At 68.8% G+C, this 19,994-nt stretch carries 31 protein-coding genes, 1 tRNA gene and 1 riboswitch; of the genes, 22 read left to right on the top strand and 10 right to left on the bottom strand.

Going from position 1 to position 19,994, the window contains the following annotated elements; genetic code table 11:
* Nucleotides 1-179: 179 nt before the first annotated feature.
* Nucleotides 180-1,160 (bottom strand): alpha/beta fold hydrolase, encoded by a 981-nt coding sequence (locus tag ACWGUG_RS12230; protein ID WP_452324822.1) that lies wholly within the window; start codon nucleotides 1,158-1,160, stop codon nucleotides 180-182.
* A gap of 67 nt (nucleotides 1,161-1,227) precedes the next feature.
* Between ACWGUG_RS12230 and ACWGUG_RS12235 the strand changes: the two genes are divergently transcribed.
* The 3 genes from ACWGUG_RS12235 to ACWGUG_RS12245 all read left to right on the top strand — a co-directional run bounded on the left by ACWGUG_RS12235 (nucleotide 1,228) and on the right by ACWGUG_RS12245 (nucleotide 3,070).
* Nucleotides 1,228-1,737, top strand: a complete 510-nt coding sequence (locus tag ACWGUG_RS12235) for a carboxymuconolactone decarboxylase family protein (RefSeq protein ID WP_336398544.1) — start codon at nucleotides 1,228-1,230, stop codon at nucleotides 1,735-1,737.
* A complete protein-coding gene (locus tag ACWGUG_RS12240; protein ID WP_336398545.1) occupies nucleotides 1,734-2,516 on the top strand; it encodes a tyrosine-protein phosphatase in 783 nt (260 codons plus the stop codon). Before ACWGUG_RS12235 ends, ACWGUG_RS12240 begins: the two co-directional genes overlap by 4 nt.
* Nucleotides 2,517-2,593: 77 nt before the next feature.
* Nucleotides 2,594-3,070 (top strand): SIP domain-containing protein, encoded by a 477-nt coding sequence (locus ACWGUG_RS12245; RefSeq protein WP_452324823.1) that lies wholly within the window; start codon nucleotides 2,594-2,596, stop codon nucleotides 3,068-3,070.
* A gap of 4 nt (nucleotides 3,071-3,074) precedes the next feature.
* Here the strand turns inward: ACWGUG_RS12245 and ACWGUG_RS12250 are convergent, their stop codons facing one another.
* From ACWGUG_RS12250 to ACWGUG_RS12265, 4 genes are all read right to left on the bottom strand, one after another.
* Nucleotides 3,075-3,530 carry a Fe-S oxidoreductase gene (locus ACWGUG_RS12250; RefSeq protein WP_378882687.1) on the bottom strand — a complete coding sequence of 152 codons (456 nt, stop codon included), beginning with the start codon at nucleotides 3,528-3,530 and terminating at the stop codon, nucleotides 3,075-3,077.
* Nucleotides 3,527-4,363, bottom strand: coding sequence for an arginase family protein (locus tag ACWGUG_RS12255; protein ID WP_378882690.1), 837 nt, complete (start codon nucleotides 4,361-4,363; stop codon nucleotides 3,527-3,529). The genes ACWGUG_RS12250 and ACWGUG_RS12255 overlap by 4 nt, the downstream gene beginning before the upstream one ends.
* Before the next feature lie 231 nt (nucleotides 4,364-4,594).
* Entirely contained in the window at nucleotides 4,595-5,335 is a 741-nt protein-coding gene (locus ACWGUG_RS12260; RefSeq protein WP_336398549.1) for a PspA/IM30 family protein, read from the bottom strand.
* 96 nt (nucleotides 5,336-5,431) lie between these two features.
* Nucleotides 5,432-7,468 carry a TPM domain-containing protein gene (locus ACWGUG_RS12265; protein WP_452324824.1) on the bottom strand — a complete coding sequence of 679 codons (2,037 nt, stop codon included), beginning with the start codon at nucleotides 7,466-7,468 and terminating at the stop codon, nucleotides 5,432-5,434.
* 229 nt (nucleotides 7,469-7,697) lie between these two features.
* Here ACWGUG_RS12265 and ACWGUG_RS12270 point away from each other — a divergent pair, with 229 nt between their 5' ends.
* The 4 genes from ACWGUG_RS12270 (at nucleotide 7,698) to ACWGUG_RS12285 (ending at nucleotide 10,709) form a co-directional block, all read left to right on the top strand.
* Complete coding sequence (locus ACWGUG_RS12270; protein WP_336398551.1) at nucleotides 7,698-8,555, top strand: DUF3097 family protein; 858 nt, start codon at nucleotides 7,698-7,700, stop codon at nucleotides 8,553-8,555.
* A gap of 9 nt (nucleotides 8,556-8,564) precedes the next feature.
* Complete coding sequence (gene trmB / locus ACWGUG_RS12275) at nucleotides 8,565-9,329, top strand: tRNA (guanosine(46)-N7)-methyltransferase TrmB (protein ID WP_452324825.1); 765 nt, start codon at nucleotides 8,565-8,567, stop codon at nucleotides 9,327-9,329.
* A 15-nt stretch (nucleotides 9,330-9,344) separates the two neighbouring features.
* Nucleotides 9,345-10,253 carry a CPBP family glutamic-type intramembrane protease gene (locus ACWGUG_RS12280; protein WP_452324826.1) on the top strand — a complete coding sequence of 303 codons (909 nt, stop codon included), beginning with the start codon at nucleotides 9,345-9,347 and terminating at the stop codon, nucleotides 10,251-10,253.
* A 61-nt stretch (nucleotides 10,254-10,314) separates the two neighbouring features.
* A riboswitch (guanidine-III (ykkC-III) riboswitch) is annotated at nucleotides 10,315-10,378 on the top strand.
* A gap of 10 nt (nucleotides 10,379-10,388) precedes the next feature.
* Nucleotides 10,389-10,709 carry a DMT family transporter gene (locus ACWGUG_RS12285; RefSeq protein ID WP_336398553.1) on the top strand — a complete coding sequence of 107 codons (321 nt, stop codon included), beginning with the start codon at nucleotides 10,389-10,391 and terminating at the stop codon, nucleotides 10,707-10,709.
* Nucleotides 10,710-11,036: 327 nt separating this feature from the next.
* Here ACWGUG_RS12285 and ACWGUG_RS12290 read toward each other — a convergent pair whose 3' ends face one another.
* The 3 genes from ACWGUG_RS12290 to ACWGUG_RS12300 form a co-directional block, all read right to left on the bottom strand.
* Nucleotides 11,037-11,300, bottom strand: coding sequence for a hypothetical protein (locus ACWGUG_RS12290; protein ID WP_452324827.1), 264 nt, complete (start codon nucleotides 11,298-11,300; stop codon nucleotides 11,037-11,039).
* Nucleotides 11,301-11,382: 82 nt separating this feature from the next.
* Nucleotides 11,383-11,721 (bottom strand): DUF7882 family protein, encoded by a 339-nt coding sequence (locus ACWGUG_RS12295; protein ID WP_194397877.1) that lies wholly within the window; start codon nucleotides 11,719-11,721, stop codon nucleotides 11,383-11,385.
* A gap of 200 nt (nucleotides 11,722-11,921) precedes the next feature.
* Nucleotides 11,922-12,042: transfer RNA gene (locus ACWGUG_RS12300), tRNA-Ser, on the bottom strand.
* A 108-nt stretch (nucleotides 12,043-12,150) separates the two neighbouring features.
* Here ACWGUG_RS12300 and ACWGUG_RS12305 point away from each other — a divergent pair.
* From ACWGUG_RS12305 to ACWGUG_RS12315, 3 genes are all read left to right on the top strand, one after another.
* Entirely contained in the window at nucleotides 12,151-12,627 is a 477-nt protein-coding gene (locus ACWGUG_RS12305) for an HNH endonuclease signature motif containing protein (protein WP_452324828.1), read from the top strand.
* Nucleotides 12,628-12,753 carry a hypothetical protein gene (locus ACWGUG_RS12310; RefSeq protein ID WP_452324829.1) on the top strand — a complete coding sequence of 42 codons (126 nt, stop codon included), beginning with the start codon at nucleotides 12,628-12,630 and terminating at the stop codon, nucleotides 12,751-12,753.
* A gap of 88 nt (nucleotides 12,754-12,841) precedes the next feature.
* Entirely contained in the window at nucleotides 12,842-13,981 is a 1,140-nt protein-coding gene (locus ACWGUG_RS12315; protein ID WP_452324830.1) for a tyrosine-type recombinase/integrase, read from the top strand.
* Here ACWGUG_RS12315 and ACWGUG_RS12320 read toward each other — a convergent pair.
* Nucleotides 13,978-14,142, bottom strand: a complete 165-nt coding sequence (locus tag ACWGUG_RS12320; protein ID WP_452324831.1) for a hypothetical protein — start codon at nucleotides 14,140-14,142, stop codon at nucleotides 13,978-13,980. The two genes, ACWGUG_RS12315 and ACWGUG_RS12320, sit on opposite strands and share 4 nt — an antisense overlap.
* Before the next feature lie 486 nt (nucleotides 14,143-14,628).
* Entirely contained in the window at nucleotides 14,629-14,913 is a 285-nt protein-coding gene (locus ACWGUG_RS12325; protein ID WP_452324832.1) for a hypothetical protein, read from the bottom strand.
* A gap of 119 nt (nucleotides 14,914-15,032) precedes the next feature.
* Between ACWGUG_RS12325 and ACWGUG_RS12330 the strand changes: the two genes are divergently transcribed.
* From ACWGUG_RS12330 to ACWGUG_RS12385, 12 genes are all read left to right on the top strand, one after another.
* Nucleotides 15,033-15,254 (top strand): hypothetical protein, encoded by a 222-nt coding sequence (locus ACWGUG_RS12330; RefSeq protein ID WP_452324833.1) that lies wholly within the window; start codon nucleotides 15,033-15,035, stop codon nucleotides 15,252-15,254.
* Nucleotides 15,251-15,430, top strand: coding sequence for a hypothetical protein (locus ACWGUG_RS12335; RefSeq protein WP_452324834.1), 180 nt, complete (start codon nucleotides 15,251-15,253; stop codon nucleotides 15,428-15,430). The genes ACWGUG_RS12330 and ACWGUG_RS12335 overlap by 4 nt, the downstream gene beginning before the upstream one ends.
* Complete coding sequence (locus ACWGUG_RS12340; RefSeq protein ID WP_452324835.1) at nucleotides 15,423-15,644, top strand: hypothetical protein; 222 nt, start codon at nucleotides 15,423-15,425, stop codon at nucleotides 15,642-15,644. Before ACWGUG_RS12335 ends, ACWGUG_RS12340 begins: the two co-directional genes overlap by 8 nt.
* Nucleotides 15,644-15,937, top strand: a complete 294-nt coding sequence (locus ACWGUG_RS12345; protein ID WP_452324836.1) for a hypothetical protein — start codon at nucleotides 15,644-15,646, stop codon at nucleotides 15,935-15,937. Before ACWGUG_RS12340 ends, ACWGUG_RS12345 begins: the two co-directional genes overlap by 1 nt.
* A 260-nt stretch (nucleotides 15,938-16,197) precedes the next feature.
* Nucleotides 16,198-16,461: a hypothetical protein gene (locus ACWGUG_RS12350; RefSeq protein WP_452324837.1), complete on the top strand. Its 264-nt coding sequence runs from the start codon at nucleotides 16,198-16,200 to the stop codon at nucleotides 16,459-16,461.
* A gap of 498 nt (nucleotides 16,462-16,959) precedes the next feature.
* On the top strand, nucleotides 16,960-17,262 hold the full coding sequence (locus ACWGUG_RS12355) for a hypothetical protein (protein ID WP_452324838.1): 303 nt from the start codon (nucleotides 16,960-16,962) through the stop codon (nucleotides 17,260-17,262).
* 167 nt (nucleotides 17,263-17,429) lie between these two features.
* Complete coding sequence (locus ACWGUG_RS12360; RefSeq protein ID WP_452324839.1) at nucleotides 17,430-17,648, top strand: hypothetical protein; 219 nt, start codon at nucleotides 17,430-17,432, stop codon at nucleotides 17,646-17,648.
* On the top strand, nucleotides 17,645-18,193 hold the full coding sequence (locus tag ACWGUG_RS12365; RefSeq protein WP_452324840.1) for a hypothetical protein: 549 nt from the start codon (nucleotides 17,645-17,647) through the stop codon (nucleotides 18,191-18,193). Before ACWGUG_RS12360 ends, ACWGUG_RS12365 begins: the two co-directional genes overlap by 4 nt.
* A complete protein-coding gene (locus ACWGUG_RS12370) occupies nucleotides 18,190-18,543 on the top strand; it encodes a hypothetical protein (protein WP_452324841.1) in 354 nt (117 codons plus the stop codon). The genes ACWGUG_RS12365 and ACWGUG_RS12370 overlap by 4 nt, the downstream gene beginning before the upstream one ends.
* Nucleotides 18,540-19,160, top strand: coding sequence for an ERF family protein (locus ACWGUG_RS12375; RefSeq protein ID WP_452324842.1), 621 nt, complete (start codon nucleotides 18,540-18,542; stop codon nucleotides 19,158-19,160). Before ACWGUG_RS12370 ends, ACWGUG_RS12375 begins: the two co-directional genes overlap by 4 nt.
* The gene (locus ACWGUG_RS12380) at nucleotides 19,160-19,378 is read left to right on the top strand and encodes a hypothetical protein (protein WP_452324843.1); all 219 of its coding nucleotides are present in this window, start codon (nucleotides 19,160-19,162) and stop codon (nucleotides 19,376-19,378) included. The genes ACWGUG_RS12375 and ACWGUG_RS12380 overlap by 1 nt, the downstream gene beginning before the upstream one ends.
* Complete coding sequence (locus ACWGUG_RS12385) at nucleotides 19,375-19,875, top strand: hypothetical protein (RefSeq protein WP_452324844.1); 501 nt, start codon at nucleotides 19,375-19,377, stop codon at nucleotides 19,873-19,875. Before ACWGUG_RS12380 ends, ACWGUG_RS12385 begins: the two co-directional genes overlap by 4 nt.
* The last annotated feature ends 119 nt before the right edge of the window (nucleotides 19,876-19,994 follow it).

The raw sequence follows: 19,994 nt of genomic DNA on the forward strand, positions 1-19,994 counted from the left end.
CTTTCGGGGAGGGTCCCGCGTGCTGTGGGGCGGGCCGTTCTGTGGGGACGGCCCGGGGGCGGATATCAGCCTAGGGATATCGCGTCGGCGCGCGGCAACCGCTACTCGGAACGCAATACAAGTGATATCGCTTCCCGAACCGGCCGATTCCCGCGGGGTCCTGCCGCGCCTCGCGCCGATCACGCGTCCAGCGCGCGCCTGCGGAGGAGGGCGGCGAGGTCCGCCGGGATGTCCTCCTGCACGTTGTGCCCCGCGGGGACGGAGACGACGGATGCCGCCGGCAGCCGCCGCGCGAAGACCTCGGCGTCGGCGTCGGTGACGTAGCCGCGGTCGCCCCGGATGAGTGTCGTCGGGGCGAGCACCGCGGCGAGGTCCTCCCAGCCGGATTCGCCGAGCACCGACGCGACGGCATCCGTCCCGCCGGCAGGAGGCACCGCGGACGGCGCGTCGACGGGTCCGTCGCCCGCGTGCGCGGCGGACGCGGCGTTCGCCAGGTGCGCGAAATGGTGCTTCCACTCGACGCGTCCGTCCGGACGCACCCGCGAGTTGTGGAACACGCCGCGCTCCGCCTTGCGGCGGGTGCCGCCGCCCAGGCCGAAGGCGAGAGCCCGGTCGACCAGCTCGTCGCGCGAGGCCCAGTCGACCGGACCGGCGAAGAACTCCCGGATCTGCGTGGGGCCGGCGTTCGCGTCCACGCCGGGCGTGATGTCGATGACGACCAGCTCGCGCACCAGATCCGGACGGGATGCCGCGACCGCGGCGGCCGTCAGCCCGCCCAGCGACTGCCCGACGAGCACCTGCGGCTCGGCGGTCCACGCGTCCATCCCCGCCGCGACGTCGGCGGCCAGCACCCGCGCGAGGTACGCCGCATCGTCGCGCCAGGACGAGTCGCCGTGGCCGGGCAGATCGATCGCCAGCGCGGGCAGCCCGAGCGCGAGGATCGTGGTGTCCCAGGTGTGCGCGTTCAGGCCGGCGCCGTGGAGCAGGGTCACCACGGGCGGCGTGTCCGGCGCGTCGGCGGGGGCGTAGTGCAGCGCGCTCAGGCGGCGGCCGCTCTCGAGCGTCAGGGTGAGGCGCCGGCCGCTGGGGAGCGGGGAATCGATGCCGGCCTCCGCCGCCTGCTCGGGAAGGAACGAGAACTCGTCGATGGGGTCGCTCACCCGCTCATCATGCCGCACCGCACGGGCGCCGGTCCGCGTGGTGTGCACGGCTGGGTAGTCTGGCGTCATGACGGCTGAACACCGCGTGCACCTCTCGCGAGCGGCGCGACCCGCCTACCAGGCCCTCTCGGCCTTCTCGAAGAGCGTGGGCGGCATCGCGGCCGAGAACGGCGTCGACGACCGGCTCAAGGAGCTGGTGCAGATCCACGCCTCGCAGCTCAACGGCTGCGCCTACTGCGTCCGCGTGCACGTCGAGCGTGCGACGGCGGCCGGCGTGTCCGCCGACGAGATCGCACAGCTGCCCGTGTGGCGGGACTCGGGCGTGTTCTCCGAGCGCGAGCGCGCGGGGCTCGAGCTCGCCGAGGCCTTCGTGTTCATCCACGACGACGGGATCCCCGACGACGTCTACGACCGCGTCGGCGGCGTGCTCACCGAGAAGGAGTACGTGGCCCTCAGCTGGATCCTCGTCTCCATCAACGCGTTCAACCGCATCGCGATCGCCGGCCGGTACAGCGTGCCGCCGCGCGACGACCTCGCCGGCGAAGACAAGGACGCCGCCGCGGGCGCGGCGTGGTGACCGACGACCCGGACGCCGTGGAGCCGGTGACCCCGGCGGGCTCCGGTCGCCTGGAGTTCTCCGATCCGGTCGTCCCCGGCGCCGTGAACCTCCGCGATGTCGGCGGGCTGCGGGCGGGGGAGACGACGACGCGCTACGGCGTCCTGTTCCGCTCGGGCAATCTCGCGCGTCTGGGCGGCAAGGGCAGGCGCGCGCTGGCAGGGCTCGGGCTGCGCCGCATCATCGACCTGCGCGCCGACGACGAGATCGCACGCGATCCGAGTCGCGTCTCGGGTCTGGACATCGTCACGCAGCGCGTACCGCTGTTCCTCGGCTCGGTCGAGTCGTTCTTCCGCGACGACCTCAGCCTCGACGAGATGTACCGCCGCATCGTCGACGACTCGGCCGAGGGCGTGGTCACGGTCGTACGCGGCATCCTCGCCGATCAGCCGGTTCTCGTGCACTGCACCGCGGGCAAGGACCGCACCGGCGTGACCGTCGCGCTCACGCTCTCGGCCGCCGGCGTCGACGTCGACGCCGTCGTCGCCGACTACGCGCGCACGGAGGGGCTGCTGCCGGCCCGGCGCAATCGCTATGTCGTGACGCTGCTGCGCTCGATGCACCCGCGGGCCGTGAACGTCGAGGACCTCGTCATGCGCTCGCCGGCGCCCGTCATGGAGGCGCTGCTCGTGAGCATCGCGGAGCGCTTCGGGTCGTCGGCGGAGTACCTGCGCGCGCACGGCCTCGCCGACGACGAGATCGCGGAGCTGCGCCGCGTGCTGCTGCGTCCCGACGCGTAGCGCGGGGCCGGGCGGTGATGTCATCGTGCGTCACTGAGGTAAGGCAACCCTTCATAAGCGGGTATAGTGGAGGTGTCATGTCGCACACCACCGCACACCCGTCCGCCACGCACAGCGCGTCGGCGTGCCGTGCGTCTCGCCACACGCGCGTCCAGCACCTCATCACGGCCGACGAGACCTCGCTGACCGAACTCGAGGCGCTGCTCGCGACGCTTCCGATCTGCTCGACGGGCCGGGTCTTCATCGAGATCCCGGATGCCTCGTGGCTCGCCGAGATCGCGGCGCCCAGCCGGATGGTCGTGACGTGGCTCGACCGGTCGCAGCGCTCCGGCGCGCCCGGCACCGGTCGCGGCTGCGGCTCGGGGGAGGCGCTGACGCGTGCGGTCACGGCCTGGTCCGACGAGATGCTCTGCGCCGAGGACGACCAGACCCGCATCCACCTGCTGGGCGGCTACCTCGGCACCGCAGACATCCTCGACCACCTCGTGGGGCTCGGCGTGCGCGCCGATGCCGTCCACACGCCCGCGCATTACGGCCTGACGACCGCCCGCTGAGCGTTCAGGCCCCGCGCGGCACGTAGTTGCCGTCGGCCAGGTCCGCCTCGATCTCGAACCGGTTGCGCAGCGGGTCCCGCCCGGCGAGCAGATACAGCAGCGGCATCAGGAAGCCGTACCGCCGCCACTGGCGCTTGTGCACGGCTTCGTGGCGCAGCAGCGCGTCGGTGACGCGCCCGTCCCCGGTGAGGAAGCAGCCGCCGACGCACACGCCGCCCCGAGGGAAGGACCATCGCGGCATCCCGCGGAAGACCCACAGGCCCTCGCGTCTCTCGATCGCGCCCGTGCTCCACAGCGTGCCCCAGATCCACCCCACGGTGCTGCCGTACCAGTAGCCGACGCGGCTGACCGGCGAGTCCAGCAGGAAGGCCGGGATGAACGCGTCCAGGCGGCGGCCGCGGATGACGGCACGCTCGGCGCGGGCGCGCCATCCGGGCGGCGGCGTGGCGATGGGGCTCACGCGAGCGCCCCGATCACCCGCAGGATCGCCCCGAGATCGTCGGTCGCGGCCGCGGCCGACGTGGGGGAGTAGCCCGCGAGGGAGGCTCCGACCAGCGGCACGCGCGCGCGCAGGCGGGCGAGCGCGACGGTGAGCTCCGCGACCGTGATCCCGAACGGCTCCGGGTGGGCGTTGCCGGCGATCTCGGCGGGATCCAGCGCGTCGATGTCGACGTGCACGTACACCGCGTCCGCGCCCGTGGCCGCGACGGCGTCGGCGAGCGCGTCGGCCTCCGCGAACCGGTCGACCGCGAGCGAGGTGATGCCGAAGTCCGCCACCGCCGTCAGCTCGGGATCGTCGAACGACCGTGCGCCGCCGATGACCACGCGACCCGGGACCACCGTCCCACCGGGCAGGGCGAGCCCCGGCACGCCGTCGCCGACGACGGCGCGCAGCACCATGCCGGCGAACGCCCCGGACGGCGAGGTCTCGGGCGAGTTGAGGTCGGGGTGAGCGTCGATCCACACCACCGCGAGCGCGGGAGCCCGGCGCGCGGCGTGCGCGATGGGTGCCAGGGCGATGCCGCAGTCCCCGCCGATCGTCAGCACCGGCTCGTCGGGAGCCGCCGAGCCGTGTGCTGCGAGGGCCTCCGCGACCATGCCGTGCACGCGCTGCAGCGCGCTCAAGCGGTGGATGCCGGTGCCGAGCGACTCGCCCGCCTCCATCGGCACATCCAGCACGGTGGTCGAGGCCCGGGGCAGGTCGCCGGCGATCGCCTGCGCCCCGTCGATGAGCTGCATCGCGCGCGAGGAGGGGCTTCCCTGCCACTGCGGGACCACGAGGTATCGCGTCATCCCCTCATCTTCGCGCACAGCCGCGGTCGCGGCATCCGCCCTCCGCCTTCTTCGCCGAGAAACCGCGATGTCGGCGAAAGTCCACGTTGTGGGCGACGAGAGCGTGGTCGTTCGCCGAGAAACCGCGATGTCGGCAAGAAATGGGGAAGGGCAGGGTGCCGCGGAGACCGCGGGGAACACGGGAGGGCGCCGGGTCCGTGGGGACCCGGCGCCCTCCGGCGCGTGGTGCGATCAGTTCTCGATCGCGGCCTGCTGCGGCGTCGCGCCGGACTTCAGGGCGGCCAGGCGCGCCTCGACCTCGGTCAGCTCGCCGACGTCCTCGAGGGCGTTGAACTGCGCGTCCAGGCTGGACGCCGCGAGCTCCTGCTTGCCGGCCGCGAGCGCCTCCTGGCGCCGCACCTTGTCCTCGAAGCGCCCGAGCTCGCTGGTCGGGTCGAGCACGTCGATCGACTTGACGGCGTCGTGCACCTTGTTCTGCGCCTCGGCGGTCTTCGCGCGCGCGAGCAGCTCGGAGCGCTTGGACCGCAGCTGCTCCAGCTTCTGCTTCATGCCGTTGAGGCCCTCTTTGAGCTTGTCGACGACCTCGTTCTGCGAGGCGATGGTGGGCGCGATCGCCTTGGCCTCGTTCTCCTCGCTGATCTGACGCTGCAGCGCGATCTTGGCGAGGTTGTCGAACTTGTCGGCGTCGGCCGTGTTGCCGACCCGGCGCAGCTCGTCGGCCTTGCGGCTGGCGGCCAGGGCCTTGTTGCCCCACTCGGTGGCCGCCTGCACGTCCTCCTGGTGGTCGCGCTCGAGCAGGCGCAGGTTGCCGATCGTCTCGGCGATGGCCGACTCGGCGTCGGCGATGGAGTTCGTGTAGTCGCGCACGAGCTGATCGAGCATCTTCTGCGGGTCCTCGGCAGAGTCGAGGAGTGCGTTGATGTTCGCCTTCATGAGGGTCGAGATGCGACCGAAGATGGACTGCTTCGCCATCGGATTTCCTTCCTGTCGGACTTCAGTTCTGGTCTGGATCGATGTCGGATGACGGATGCCGCTCCCCGCGGTGAACGGACGGCTGGACGGTGCGGGTCAGAAGCGGCCACCCCCTCGGCGCATGCGGGTTCCACCGCCGCCGAAGCTGCCCGGCCGGAATCCGCCGCCGCCCGAGCGACCGCCGCCGAGCATGCCGCCCAGCCCGCCGCCGAAGCCGCCGCCGCCCCCCGAGCGACTGCCGCCGAGCATGGAGTTGAGCACGATGCCGCCCAGCACGGCGCCGAGCATCCCGTTGTTCCCGCCGCTCTGCTGGCCGCCGCCGCCGAACATGCCGCCCATTCCGCCGCCGAAGGCGCCGACGTCGTTCTGGGCCAGCTGGATGGCGAGACCCGCGAGCTGGTCCGCCCGCTGCGCCTGCTGCATCGCCTGCTGCGGATCGACGGCCTGCAGGGCGTGGGCCCGTGCGAGCGAGGCGCCCGCTTCGGCGAGTCGCGTGCGGGCCTCGGCGCCGACGGCGCCGCGCCGCGCCGTGATGTAGTCCTCCGCGGCGGAGACCTGGGCCTGCGCCTGCGTCATCACCTGGGCGAGCATCTGGTGGGCGCGCTGTGCCTGTGCCTGGGCGTCGCGGACGCCCTGCACGAGCGAGTCGATCTGGGCGTCGGCCGCCTCCAGCGCCTGCAGCGCCGCGAGGGGGCGCTTGGCCGCACCGGTCAGCTGGGCGCGGGCGGTGTCGAGCTGCTGGCGCGTCGCGGCGATGACGGCCGCGATCCGGCCGTCGGCATCGGGCAGCGCTGACGCCGCGGCGATGTCGCTCTGCAGCTCGGTGAGAAGGGCGGCTGCGCTGCGCTCGCCCTCGGCGAGGTCGTTCGCGAGCTTCTCGATGGCGTCCTCGAGGAGGGTCGCCTGACCGACCGCCTCCTCCGCCGCACGGATGCCGACCGCCGCCTCGCCGCCGTCTCCGGCCCCGATCGCGGTCTGCGCCGCGGCGAGCTGCTCGTCGGCGAAGCCGAGCCGCTGCCGAGCCTGCTCGGGGTTGTCGGCGACGGTCGCGAGGGCCTCCGGCGCGTACGCCGAGCGAAGGGTCTGCAGACGCGCCGCCGCCTGATCGAGGGATGCCGCGGCTCGCGCCCGCTCGGCCTGCACGCGGGCCAGCGCCTCGGGGGCGTTCTGCTCGAGCTTCCGCAGCTCGTCGAACGCCGCCGCCTTCTCGTCCAGGAGCGCGTTCGAGGCCTCGCACAGCGCGATGATGCGCTCGTTCCAGGCCCGGGTGTCCTGCTCGGAGTCGGGCGTCGCGTCGTCGAGCTGCTGGCGGAGGCCGAACGCCTCGTCGAGGTTCTGCTTCGCGGTGGCCAGCGCGGTCTCGAACTCGACGGTCGCGGCATCTCCGAACTGCGCCTTGGCGAAGCCGAGCTCCTGGGCGCTGGTCTTGAGCGCGTCGTCCGTCTCGACCAGGAGCGACGCGGCCCGCTTCTCGAGGTCCTCGATGCTGACCTGCGGCGGCGCACCGGGGACCTGCGGCCCCGCCGTGCCGGAGCGCCGGCGCCGCAGGAACATCACCAGCAGCACGATGCCCACGACGACCGCGGCCGCGAGCAGCACCCACGTGAGCCATCCGCCGCCCCCCGGCACGTCGGAGGCGCCCGCCCCGGAGCCGCCGTCGGCGGCGTCCGTCATGCCGTCCGCCGCCGCATCGACCGCGCCGAGCCAGTCGTCGCGCTGCAGAGCGGGCTGGATGCGCTGGGTCTCGATCGTGGAGAGCTGCTCCTCGCTCAGCGGTCCGTTGGAGTAGCCGGACAGGTAGTACTGGCGGCCGTCGACCGAGACGGCGAGCAGGTACTGGGTGGTGCCGAGCCCGTTGTCGTCGGCGGTCTGGTTGGCCCACTGGCCGGCGTCGTCCGGATCGGTGAACTGGTCCACGTACACGACCCACAGGTCGAGTCCGGTGTCGGTCTTGAGCTGCTCGAGGCGCTGCTGCGCCTCGGTCTCTTCGTCCGTCGAGAGCACGTCGGCGTCGTCGAGGACGTACCCGGAGCCGAGCGTCACCGGGGGTGTCGCCGAGGCCGCCGCCCCGCCGATCGCTGTGGCCGCGACCACCGCAGCGGACGCGAGTGCCGCAGCCCATCGCCGTCGCATCGATCCCCCCTCTGGGACTCGGGTGACCCCCCGGCCGAGTCTATTCAGGCCCGGGCATACGAGGGTAGCCCGCACGGCGGGCGCAGGTTGTGTGTTCGCCGAGAGCACGCGGCGCGCCGGCGCAGACGGGCTACCCGCCGGCGGAGCGGGGAGGAGATCGGCTGCCGGGCGGGTCGCTGCGATACGCGCCCGCGGCGAGCGGGTAGCGTTTCGGATCCGGAGGACGAGGATGGACGATCGCTACGGCGCGGATGTGCTGGCCACGGGGTGGAAGGGCCACGGGGTGCGCGAGCTTCCCCGGGTCGCGGCATCCCGCGATCTCGTGGTCGAGGTCGCCGCCGACGGCTACTGCGGCGCGGTGGTCGGCGTGTCGGGCGGCATGGTCGAGCTGGAGGACCGCCGCGGTCGGAGGCGCGTGTTCCCGCTCGGGGCGGGATTCCTGATCGACGGCAGGGACATCGTGCTGGGGCCGCCCGCGCCGGCGCCGGCGGCCACGGGTCCTCGCCGCACCGCCTCGGGGTCGTTCGCCGCGCCGGACGCGCGGGCGAGGACCGCGCGGGCCAGTCGCATCCTCGTCGAGGGGCGGCACGACGCCGAGCTGGTGGAGCGGGTGTGGGGCGACGACCTGCGCGCCGAGGGCGTCGTCGTGGAGTATCTGCAGGGCATCGACCTGCTCGATGCCACGCTGGACGAGGAGCCGCCGTCGGCGCAGCGCCGGTACGGCGTGCTCGTGGACCACCTCGTGCCCGGCTCGAAGGAGTCCCGCATCGCCGACGCCGTCGCACGCGGCCGTCACGGCGCGCACGTGCTGATCGTCGGCCACCCCTGGATCGACGTCTGGCAGTGCGTCACGCCCCGCGCGGTCGGCATCGAGCGCTGGCCGGACGTGCCGCGGGGCATCGAGTTCAAGGTCGGCGTGTGCCGCGCCCTCGGCTGGCCCGCTCGCGACCAGGCCGACCTGGCGCAGGCCTGGCAGCGGATCCTCGCGTCGGTCACGACCTACCGCGACCTCGAGCCCGCCTTCCTCGGCCGCGTGGAGGAGCTCATCGACTTCGTCACGGTCGGCCCGGCCGACGCCTCTCGGTAGCCTGGAGGCGTGACCGACCCCGCGCCGCCGACCTCCGACGCCCGAACCTTCCGCGAGAAGCCGGTGTCGTTCGTGCGTCGCAGCGGCCGGATGTCGGAGGCGCAGGAGCGGGCGTGGAGCGAGCTCGCGCCCCGCTACGTCGTGACCGTCCCGAGGGACGTGGCGGCCACGAGCATCCTGCCCGGCTCAGAGATCGACCCCGCTGCGGTGTGGGGCCGCGAGGCGCCGCTGGTCGTCGAGATCGGCTCCGGCCAGGGCCACGCCATCGTGCACGCGGCGTCGTCGCGTCCCGACGAGGACTTCCTGGCGATCGAGGTCTTCAGGGCGGGGCTCGCGCGCACGATGCTCGACGCGGAGCGCGTCGGCGCGCGCAACCTGCGCCTGGTGGAGGCCAACGCTCCCGAGGTGCTCGAGCACCTGCTGCCCGCGGCATCCGTCGACGAGCTCTGGGTCTTCTTCCCCGACCCGTGGCACAAGAAGAAGCACACCAAGCGGCGCCTCGTCGCCGACGGGTTCGCCGAGCTCGCAGCGCGCGCGCTGAAGGACGGCGGCATGCTGCGCCTGGCGACCGACTGGGAGGACTACGCGCTGCAGATGCGCGAGGTCATGGGTGCGGCACCCGACTTCGAGCCGGCTTACGAGGGGGAGTGGGCGCCCCGGTTCGAGGGCCGCGTGCTCACCGCGTTCGAGCGCAAGGGCGCGCGCGTCGGGCGCGACATCCGCGATCTGTCCTACCGTCGGGTCCGACGGTCCGCCCGCCCGCTCGACGACTGATCCGGAGCCGCCCTCATGCCCGCACATCCCGACGCCGCACCCGCGCCGGTCGTCCCGGCGTGGTCGTGGCGCCTCGCCCCCGCCCTCCTCGTGTGCCTGGCCGCCCCCGCGTTCTTCGTGCTGCGGGTCCCGTGGGTCGGCTGGGTGCTGCTGGCCGCCGGGATGGCCGTCGCGGTGGCCATGGAGCGCGTCCCGGCGTCGCAGCAGGTGCGCCAGGGTGCCGGCGCGAGCGCACCGGCGACCCCGGAGGACGGCATCCGTCGCCCGTCCCTGGTGCGGGACCTCTCGCTCATCGCGGTGGGCATGCTGATCGTCAGCGTGATCCCGTTGAAGGCCGAGCTCGACAACCTCGCCATCCTCCGGTTCGCCCTTGCTCTCGGCGGCGCGGTGGCGGTGCCCTACGTGATCTCGCGATGGGTGTACCGTGACCGCGCCATCCGGTTCCCCTGGCGCGGCGGAGGCCGGTGGACGGCATTCCAGTGGACATGGCTGGTGGCCGTGCTGCTGCTGGGCTGGCTGATCCTGCCGTTCTACTTCATCACCTCGGGGGTGTACCTCAACTGGCCCGTGGTGGACACCCCCGATCTGATCGCACGCCTCTTCGTCGGCGTGGGCGCGGTCGGCATCTGGGACGAGCTCTTCTTCATCTGCACCTGCTTCGCGCTGCTGCGCCGGCACTTCCCGTTCTGGCAGGCCAACGTGCTGCAGGCCGTCGTGTTCGTGTCGTTCCTGTGGGAGCTGGGCTACCAGGCGTGGGGGCCGCTTCTCACGATCCCGTTCGCGCTCCTGCAGGGCTTCATCTTCATGAAGACGCGCTCGCTGGCCTACGTCGTCACGGTGCACCTGCTGTTCGACGCGGTCGTCTTCCTGGTGCTCGTGCACGCGCACAACCCGGGCATGCTGGACGGGCTCTTCCTCGTCTGAGCGTGCGTGCGGGGCGGTGCGGCTGCTCAGGGCCTGCCCAGGCCGGACGGGTAAGGTCGCAGACGGGTCCCGACCGGACCCCCGGACGACGGATCAGTACCCGGTGAGCGACAAGACTGGCCAGGAGTCGCAGTCATGTCGTGGGTCATCCTCATCCTCTCGGGCATCCTCGAAGCCGTGTGGGCCACCGCGCTCGGCAAGACCGAGGGCTTCACCAAGCTCTGGCCCACCGTCGTCTTCGGCGTCGCGCTCGTGGCCAGCATGGGCGGCCTCGCGTGGGCGATGCGCGACATCTCCACCGGCACCGCCTACGCCGTCTGGGTCGGGATCGGCGCGGCGCTCACCGTCGCGTACGCGATGATCACCGGTGCCGAGGCGTTCTCGGTCGTCAAGATGCTGCTCATCCTCGGCCTGGTCGGCTGCGTCGTGGGACTGAAGGTCGTCGGACACGAGTGATCGAAGGAGCGGATGCTGCGGCATCCGCTCCCATCTCCCGCCCCCTGTCCTTCACCCTCACGTTGACGTCGAGGCGAGTTCTGCCCGCCCCCTTGACGGCGCGGTCGGACAGGAGGACATTCGAGAGTGCGAACAGACAACAGGAACGAGGTACCCGAAAGGGAACCGGACACGGAAACCAGAAATCGCACTGACGATCCCCCCGGCGCTTCGGCACCGAGGGGATCATCGTTTTCTGCGCCGAGCGCGGAGCGCCGGGGCTCGCGCGAAGCCGGGGCCCCGGCGACGCGCCCCGCGGGCGGCCTCGTGCGGGCGGAGCACCGTTCGTCAGCCCCCGGTGCGCGGGTTCTGCCCCGACCCCGCGACCTCGGGCGGCGGAGCGGCATCGTCGCCCGGAATCGGGATGACGGCGAGCGGCACGCCAGGGGTGATGAGCAGATGGGCGGGCCGCATCGTGCCCTCGCCGTCGTTGACCTCGAGCCAGAAGAAGCCCTTCGCCAGGCCCGCCTCCACCTCGCGCAGGAGATCGTCCAACCGGCGGCCGCCCACGCTGTAGTGCTCGCCGTCGTAGTAGATGTCGATCCGCTTCATCCCGCTCCTGTCGTCCCTGGCCGTCTCGGCCGTCCCTGTTCGCGAATCGGCGCGAGGGGCCGTCGCCCGCGCGGGTGCGCGATCAGGCGATCACATCGTGCTCCTGCGGCTCCACGGCGATCGGCATGGCGGGCTCGGGGACGAGGTAGAGACCGGACGGCGAGTTCGCGGTGTGGGCGAGCGCGTCGATCCACGCGGGGTTGAGCTGCGGTTTCCGGCTGCCGTAGAACTTGTACACCAGCGCGCATCGGGGGTGGACCCAGATCGTCGTGCGCCCGTCGCCGATGCTGGCGTCGTCGCGCCATGTGAAGTGGAAGGGCTCTCCTCGCCGCAGCTTGGTGCCGATCACCAGCTGAAGGTGCGCGAGCGTACGGTCATCGAAGTCGACCTTCACAGCCCCTTCGTAGATCAGCTTTCCCATCGACTGCCTCCGCCCGGAGACTGCCGGCGAACGCAGCGCCGTGGGGGTCGCCTGTGGTGGACGTCGGTCAGCTCCACCGCTCATGCTCCTCCGGTCGGGGTGGTTTGGACACCCCTTGACACCCCGCGCAGGTGGCCAACGGTGTGCCGGCCGAAGAACACGAAAGGACCGGTCCGTGTGGACCGGTCCCTCACCGTGCGTGCCCCCGACAGGAATCGAACCTGCGACCTTTGGTACCGGAAACCAACGGAATAGGGTAGAATGAGAGGGTGAACCCCGGAAAATCAAGGGTTTCGGCTCACGTAGAACCCTATAGACGGCTACGAAATGGCTCACACGATGGCTTACGTAGATGGTAGGCTTAGACATAGAGAAGCCCCGCGGCTGTTGGAGCAACCCGGGGCGGTGGCCGACTGGATTGGAGTCGACGTGAGCAAGAGTACCGCAGACGAACAGCAGTACATCCGGGACCGTGTGAGCATCGACGCTCGCGGGTGCTGGAACTGGAACCTGTCGCGAAAGCAGGACGGTTACGGGCTGTGCTGGCGGCGCATCCCCGGTTGGCCCGACCGGGTAGCCCCCATGGCTCACCGTTTCTCCTACATGGTGTTCGTGGGGCCGATCCCGGAGGGCATGCAGCTCGACCACCTCTGCCGCAACCGCGGCTGTGTGAACCCCGCTCACCTGGAACCTGTGACGGCGCTGGAGAACTCGCTACGAGGAAGGCTCGCGCGGACGGGCCGCCCATTCACGGTCTACGAGCGCGGCGAGAATCTTTGGGCGGCGGCTGTTACGGTATCGACCCACCCGCGCCACCGGAAGGTGTTCAGCTCCACCAGCCGGGAGATCGCCATTGCAAAAGCTGAGGCGTTCATCGAATCCCTTGCAGCCGATAGGAGTGAGTAAATGAGCGAGCCACTCGAACCGATTCATTTCGACCCGCCGCTGACGGCGGATGAGGTGGAGGCGTTCATCGAAGCGATGCAGTCGCAGGGACGCCTTGAGCCTCCCGCCGCCGATGGGAGTGAGTAATGAGCGAGAACATCGCGTCGGGGTTCTTCCTCCTACTGTTCGCGGGTTGCTGCGTCCTGGGATGCCTCCACGCAGCCGGAATCATCCCGTGAGTAAGCCGTATCGGAGGGGTGATGGCCTCTGGGCGCAAGCCATCGAACTCCCCCCCACCCTCGACCCCACCACCGGGAAACTGAAACGACGCCGCAAAGTCGTGTCCCACAAGGACAAGGGCACCGTCATCAAACGCGCCCGGCAGATGCTCCTCCAACTCGAGGAACACGGCGACCTCCCCACCGACAACATGACCGTGGCCCAGTGGTTCGACTACTGGGTGAGGGAGATCGCCGCCAAGACGAGACGGCCTAAGACGCTCGCGTCGTACCAGTCGATCGTGAAGCAGCAGATCCTCCCTGCTATCGGCCACGTCCGCCTCGACAAACTCACCCCCACCACGATCCGCAAAGTCACCACCGCAATGGACACCGCCGGCCGGTCCTCCACGTATCAGCGGAACGCTCACAGCATCATGGCCGCAGCGTTCCGCGACGCCGAACGCGAAGGCCGCATCCGCCGCAACCCCACCGACCTCGTCCAAGCCCCCCGCAAAGCCGCCACCAACCTCCAAGCCCTCACCCTCGAAGAAGCCGTAGCCCTCCTCGAAGTGTTCTCCCAATCCCCCGAAGGAGCACTCTGGGCCACCTTCATCCTCACCGGAGCCAGACGTGGGGAAGTGCTCGGACTCGAATGGGACCGGGTCGGTGACGTCCTCGACCTGTCCTGGCAACTCCAGAGGATCACCGCGGGCGCCACACTCCCGGCAGGGTTCGAGTACCGGCACCTCACCAACGGGCTCTACCTCACCCGCCCCAAAACCCGGGCAGGGTGGCGTGTCGTCCCACTCGTCGACCCGCTCAAGTCAATCCTCGAACGCTACCGGGACACATCACCCTCCAACCCCCACGGGTTGCTGTTCACCCGCCCAGACGGGCAACCGTTCGACCCGGACTACATCACGAAGACGTGGCCGCTCATCCTCGACGCCGCCGGCATCGACAAGAAGATCCGCGTCCACGACCTGAGACACACCACCGTCGACCTCCTGTACGCGGCTGGTGTCCCCGAACCCGACATCCTCGAAATCGTCGGGCACTCGTCGCGGGCCATGTCGCGGGCGTACAAGTCCAAGGGCGACCTTGACCGGTTGCGGGCCTCGATGGTGCAGTTCTCCCGCAGCCTCGAACGCTAGGACTGCGCGTCCCGGTACTCCGCCACATGACGCTCGAGGCAGTCACGGACCATCTCGCTAACACCAGAGAACCCCTGCGCCGCAGCAACCACCTTCGACTGTTCCCAGAGCTCGTCAGGGATGCGAATGCCGCGGATGGTGGTAGCGGGCTGGTTCGGCATGCGGGACAGTCTGCCACCGTTCTCAGCCGTGTTCATACAGATCACCCTCCGTGTCTGTTGAACTGCCCACCTTACCGGAGGTGTTCATACACCTCAACCGAAAGTCGCTAGCCAGGTTGTGCTATCTACCACACCTGTGCATACAGATGTGGAATCCTCACACCATCCATACGGCCCGAGACCAAATCGTTATCAAAGTTTGTCCGCCACATGGGGGACAAAACCGGCCCGACCTCGGAAATCGTTCCCCCAAGTGTCGGCAGGTTCGCGTAGCCTCCCGTCAAGACCTTCCAGCCGGCACAGCACTAGCCCAGTAAGTGCACTCGCCCCGGACGGAGGGACCAGCTCTTTCTCGGGGGGAAAACATGTTTGAGGACGACGACGTCAAAGTCTGCGGGGTCGGAGACAAGGGGTGCCCGTTCGCGCGGGCGTGCCCGTTCGTGCGGATCGGGAAGCCGTGCATCGGCTTCGACCACGCTGTAGCGCTTACGCCTTACGTTGTGCCTGAAGATCAGCGTCAGCTCGTCGCATGAGCTCGTCGTAGGGGAGGCTCAGCAACTCGAGGATCTCCATGACGACGTTGAACTTCGGCATCGATGTGCCGTTGAGGTTGTCGAGGAGAGCGTGTTTCTTGACTGTGGTGAGGTGCGGGGCGATCGCGGACACGGAACCGTACTGCGCTTCAATCTCGATGCGTAGGCGCTTCAGTGCTGCCGCTACGCGTTCATCAGTCGTAGGCACCCGCTCGATGTTAGTGGCTTCGGCGTCCATGACGTGTCTCCATTCGGTGCGTCTGGAGATGAGGAGTCTGGTCTCCTGGCTCTGATACATCCACCAGAAAAATAGTTTTCACTCTTGCGGGTGGAGAAATCTCCACCTACAGTGGAGGTATGACAACCACCTCGACTCCCGCAGAGTCCTTCGTTCAGAAGGTGAATGCGTTCCTCGATGAGGAGGATCGTACTCCTGCGTGGCTGGCGCGTCGGGCAGGCATCCCATACAACACGCTCCGCCGGCAGCTTGACCAGCCGAACGTTCTCCCGTTCAACCGGGCCGTGACGCTCTCCGAAGTCACCGGGATCATCCCGGAGCCGTTCGGGGGTGAGTCATGACCTCGATCGCTTACGACTACGAAGGTGCCGCCGCTCAGGCCGGCGTCGCAGTCTCCAAGATCAAGACCGCCGTCCGTGAAGGCACCCTGGCCGCGAAGTATTGGGGCAAGGACGTCCTGATCCAGCACACCGAACTTGAGGCGTTCATCGACTCACTGCCCTCGGAGCGTGGTTGACATGCGCGGGTTCATTGCTGGTGTCGGCACCCTCGCCACCGCTTTCGGATTCTTCACCACCGTGTTCTCGATGGAGTGGGGTTGGTGGTCGTGGGTGATGGTGGGCGGGGTTGTGTTGCTGGTGGTCGATTCGGAGTTGGAGGAGTCGGCGTGGCGGCGTGTGGAGGCTCGTCCTTTGGCGCGGATCGACTCTGACCCGGATGGGGGCCTGTGATGGCTGACCTGGGTGTGATGTTGCACGGGTTGCGGTTGCGGGGAGAGTCCCACGCCGCAGACCTCATCGAACGGCTCATCGCGGAAACCGAGTGGGAGTACGCCACCGCGCTCCACACTCCCGCAGGCGACCTCTGGGACCACGAGATCGAGGACGAGGCGTCCGCCCGATTCCACTTCGAGCAGTGCGCCACGGGGAAGCACGACGGCGATCACGACCCGGACGTGTGTGTCCTGGTCCGACGTCGCAAGGCCATCGAGGCCGGCCCGTGGGAGTTGGTGTCCGATGTCTGAGCGTGAGTTCGCTTTCGGTCAGTACCTCGCGACCCTCGAGCCGATGGGTGAACTGGCAACCGAACTAGCGCAATGCATCTTCAACGCCGGATGGGAAGCAAGGGAGCAGTCATGAACCGATATGAGTGGGTACTCCTCGAGCACTACCCGGACGGTGGCGTCTGGCGGCACTTCCACCACACCGAGCGCGACGCGGAGCAGGCCCGATGCTTGTTGGAAGAGGCGCACCGCGGCCGAACTTATGAAATCCGGCGTGTGTCATGAACGTTCGTGACCTCCTGGCTGGTGCCCGTGTGTATCTGGTTCACAACACCCCGGAACACGCACACGACCGGGTCGCACCCCAACACGTCACCTACCTCGGAACCAACACGGTCGGTGCGGTCGTCGAATCCAGGGGGACGGTGCACACGATCCGTTGGGACGACCCGGACTGGTACATCGCGGACGTTCACACACTGTCGGCGTTCACGGTGGGGGACGGGGAACCCGACTTGAGGGGAACACCCCCAGAGCTCGAATAGCCCTCGATTCTGCTGCCGTTTCGACGGTGGCCTGGCTACCGCATTGCCTCCACACAGGTGGACACCCGCGTCACGGCGGAGCAATGCACGCAAGACCTCACAAATCGTTCTCTACGCCCCGGCCCCCACGGCTCGGCTCCGATGAGACGACACATACAACCCACACAAGCAACCCGCCTAGGGGCGCTGGTGAACCGGAGGGTAAGTGGTGCCGGGGATCTGGGGGTCGAAAGGGATTGAGCAGGACGACTTGACGGGTCGCCTGTTCAGAGCAGCGTCTACGGGCGCTGATACATGAAGTTTCGGATTCGTTGGAGCTATGCGTTGCCCGTTCGTCATTCCGCTGCGGCGGGGCGGGTAGTCAGCACACGACCGGTAGTGGCGTAGACGCGTCACTGCGACCGGTTAGGAACGGCCACGAATCCCGCCCTGGGACGGTACACCGCTGTGCGAGTCAGCGGCAGGGCACGGGAGGGTCAACCCGAAGGAGAAACACCCATGAAACGAACCATCACCGCCGTCCTGCTCGCCGCCGGACTCATCCTCGCCCCCACCACGGCGAACGCAGCAACCGCAAACCCCCGCGCCATCGTCATCACAACCTGGCCCGCGTACTCCACCACCGTGTCACCGAAGACACTCACCGCCCCGTGGTATCACAACGGCCGCAAGGTTCAGGTGTCGACGGTGAAGTGTGCGTCTGGGGTTGCGGATCAGGGCACGTTCTACCGGTGGACGCGGGTTGCTGGGGGGTACATGCCTGTGTGGGGTTCCCCGGTGTACCTCATCAAGTGCCGCTGATGACACGTGCCTACCGTGTCGTTCGTGGAGTCCTAGCCGCCGCAGCGCTGCTAGGACTCCTCCTTTTCGCCGCCTGGCACGCCCTCCTATGGCGAATGGGAGAGGTCGACCGCAAGGAGGGCGCAATGGTCAAGCCAAGAAGATTCCTCTCCTGGAGGTGGTGACCCATGAACGTTGATGAGGCTGACGAAATGTTGGCTGACGCGATCCGTGCACGGGACGAAGCCGCACGCCTCGTCACCCGCACCGAATCCGACCTTTGGGTTGCTGAACGTAACCGTGACACTGCGCAAGCCCATTTCGACGCGATGGTGCGGTGGGTTGCGGACAGGGAACGGGTACTCCGGGAACTCACCATCGCCCAGGAAGGCGGACACAAACCATGAACGAGTTCATCTCAGGACGAATCGCGGTCGTCGTCGAATCGGGAAACTGCGTCAGACTTCTGGACGCGGAGAGCCGCGAGGACATGCTCACTGACGCGCCCTGGCTGGGCGGCGAGGAGCTCGCGGCGTTGCGCGAGTTCTTCCGGGCTGAGGAGGACGAACGCCTCGGACGGTGGAGGTGGCCGGAGAACCCGGACTACGTCGTCTACCCCGATGAGTCGGGCAAGACGGAAGTCGTCGAAGTGCTATGCGAGTCGACCGGGATGAGCCTGAGTTCCACTAGAACCGGGAACGCGCCACACCGCGACGCACACGCGGATGCCGCCCGCGCGTACTTCGATGCTCACCCTGAGCCGAAGCCGTGGCACGAAGCGCAGATTGACGAGGTCTGGCTTCTCACGATCGATGGAGTCGAAGAGGCGTACCGAACCGAGATGGTGTCACACGTCCGGTTCTTCGCCATTCGCGCCGAGAACGGGATGACTTACGGAACTCGTTCGTCGGAGATCACTGCCGGGCGCCGCATCTACCCGGTGTCGTCGTGAACTGGAACGCCATGGTTACGGACGCGTCCAACCAGCTCCGCGCCGATCACGGGCTCGCACAAGCCGCAGCAGAGACCCGCGCATACGACCGAACCCGCATGGGCGTCTCCTACAAACAGGGGCACCGCCGCGGATGGTGGGACGCCATCGAATGGGTACTCGCTCAACAGCTCGAGTGGGACAACCTCACCGAGACGGAAGCGATCGAAGAACTCCGCAAGGGTCAGGGCTCAGTGTTCTGGCCCTTGTTTCGTGATGACCCGACCGTGCGCATCGACTGCGAACGAGACGGGCCGGTAGTCGTAACCGCTGAGGGGTACTGCCCTCACTGTGGATGGGAAGTGAAATGAGCGAGCTCGCAAAGGCTCTCGCCGCGTTCCACGCGGATCTGCCGAAGGTCGGGAAGGGATCAACCAACCCGGCCTTCAAATCGAAATACGCGGACCTTGCTGACATCGTGTCCGTGGTCCTCCCGGCGCTCGCGAAGAACGGGCTTGCGTGGATCACCACACCCCGCGTGTCGGATGACGGGTTCGTGCTCGAGTACGAACTGCGGCACACGTCGGGGGATGCGGTGACGGGTTCGTGGCCGCTCCCGGACCCGGAGAAGGCAACACCGCAGCAGATGGGTTCCGCTGTGACGTATGCGAAGCGGTACACGTTGTCAGCGGTGACGGGGATCGCGCCGGATGAGGACGACGACGGGAACGCCGCATCTGCTGGTCCTGGCGCCGCACCACGCCAGCGGACCACGCGTGTACCGGACCCGCAGGAGAAGATCGCCGCCGCCGTCCGGGCAATCGGGGACGCAGCGACCGCGGAGAAGCTGGACACCATCGAGGCCCACGCGAAGCAGATCGGTATCGCGGGGGTTGCGGAGGTGAAGCGGGCATTGGACGCGAAGCGCGCCGAGCTCGGGGCTTCCCTCGTCGACCATTGGCAGGCCGCTACCCCTGGGGAGTCGTGATGAATCCGCTTGAACGTCTCGGGGACGCCCTCGCAGAACTCGAAGAAGACCACAAGCCCATCGTGTTCCGGGACGAGGGGGACACGGACTGGACGGTGTTGTCGTTCGCCCCGTTCGACCGCCGCCGATTCCCGTCGTGGGGTGAGGCGTATCACCATGCGTACACGATCGCGCGTATCCCGTTCGCGGTCATCGAAGCCACCCAGGAATGCTCATGAACGCTCTCGAAGACGCCCGCGCCGCACTGGCGATGCTGGACGAACATCCGTGGATAGACGACACGACCGCCTCGTGGCTGAAGATCATGCGTCGAGAGGCCAAGGCCACGCGCGACGCGCTCCGTGCCCTGATCTCCGAGCACGAGCGCATCCGTGCGATCGCGGGCGACGGCCTCAACGAGATGGCGCGCGAGCGTGACGAGGCGCGCGCTGAGGTAGCACGCCTGACCGCCCCGCCCACCGACGACGAACGCGAGGCGCTGGCGAAGGCGCTGCTGTCGCCGCGGTGGTCGAACGGGGATTTCCTCGCGGGCATCACGTCTCGCACGGTTTCAATGCTTGTCGACGCGGTTCTCGCCGCTGGTTTCCGCCGACAGCGACCGATCACCGATGCATTCGTGGATCGTGTCTACGACTCCCTGAGCGCTGACGTTCGGCACTGGCTGGGGCTCGATGACCTCCGTGACGCTATGGAAGCCGCGAGGGACGCATCATGACCACCCCTATCAGTGATGCGGTTCGTTCTATGGCGTTTTCCACGTTCACGTGCGCGTGGTGCGGAACCAACCCCATGCGCGGCACAGCACCAGACGTTGACGGGACCATGCTCCCCACC

This window comes from Microbacterium sp. NPDC055455 (assembly GCF_053619935.1).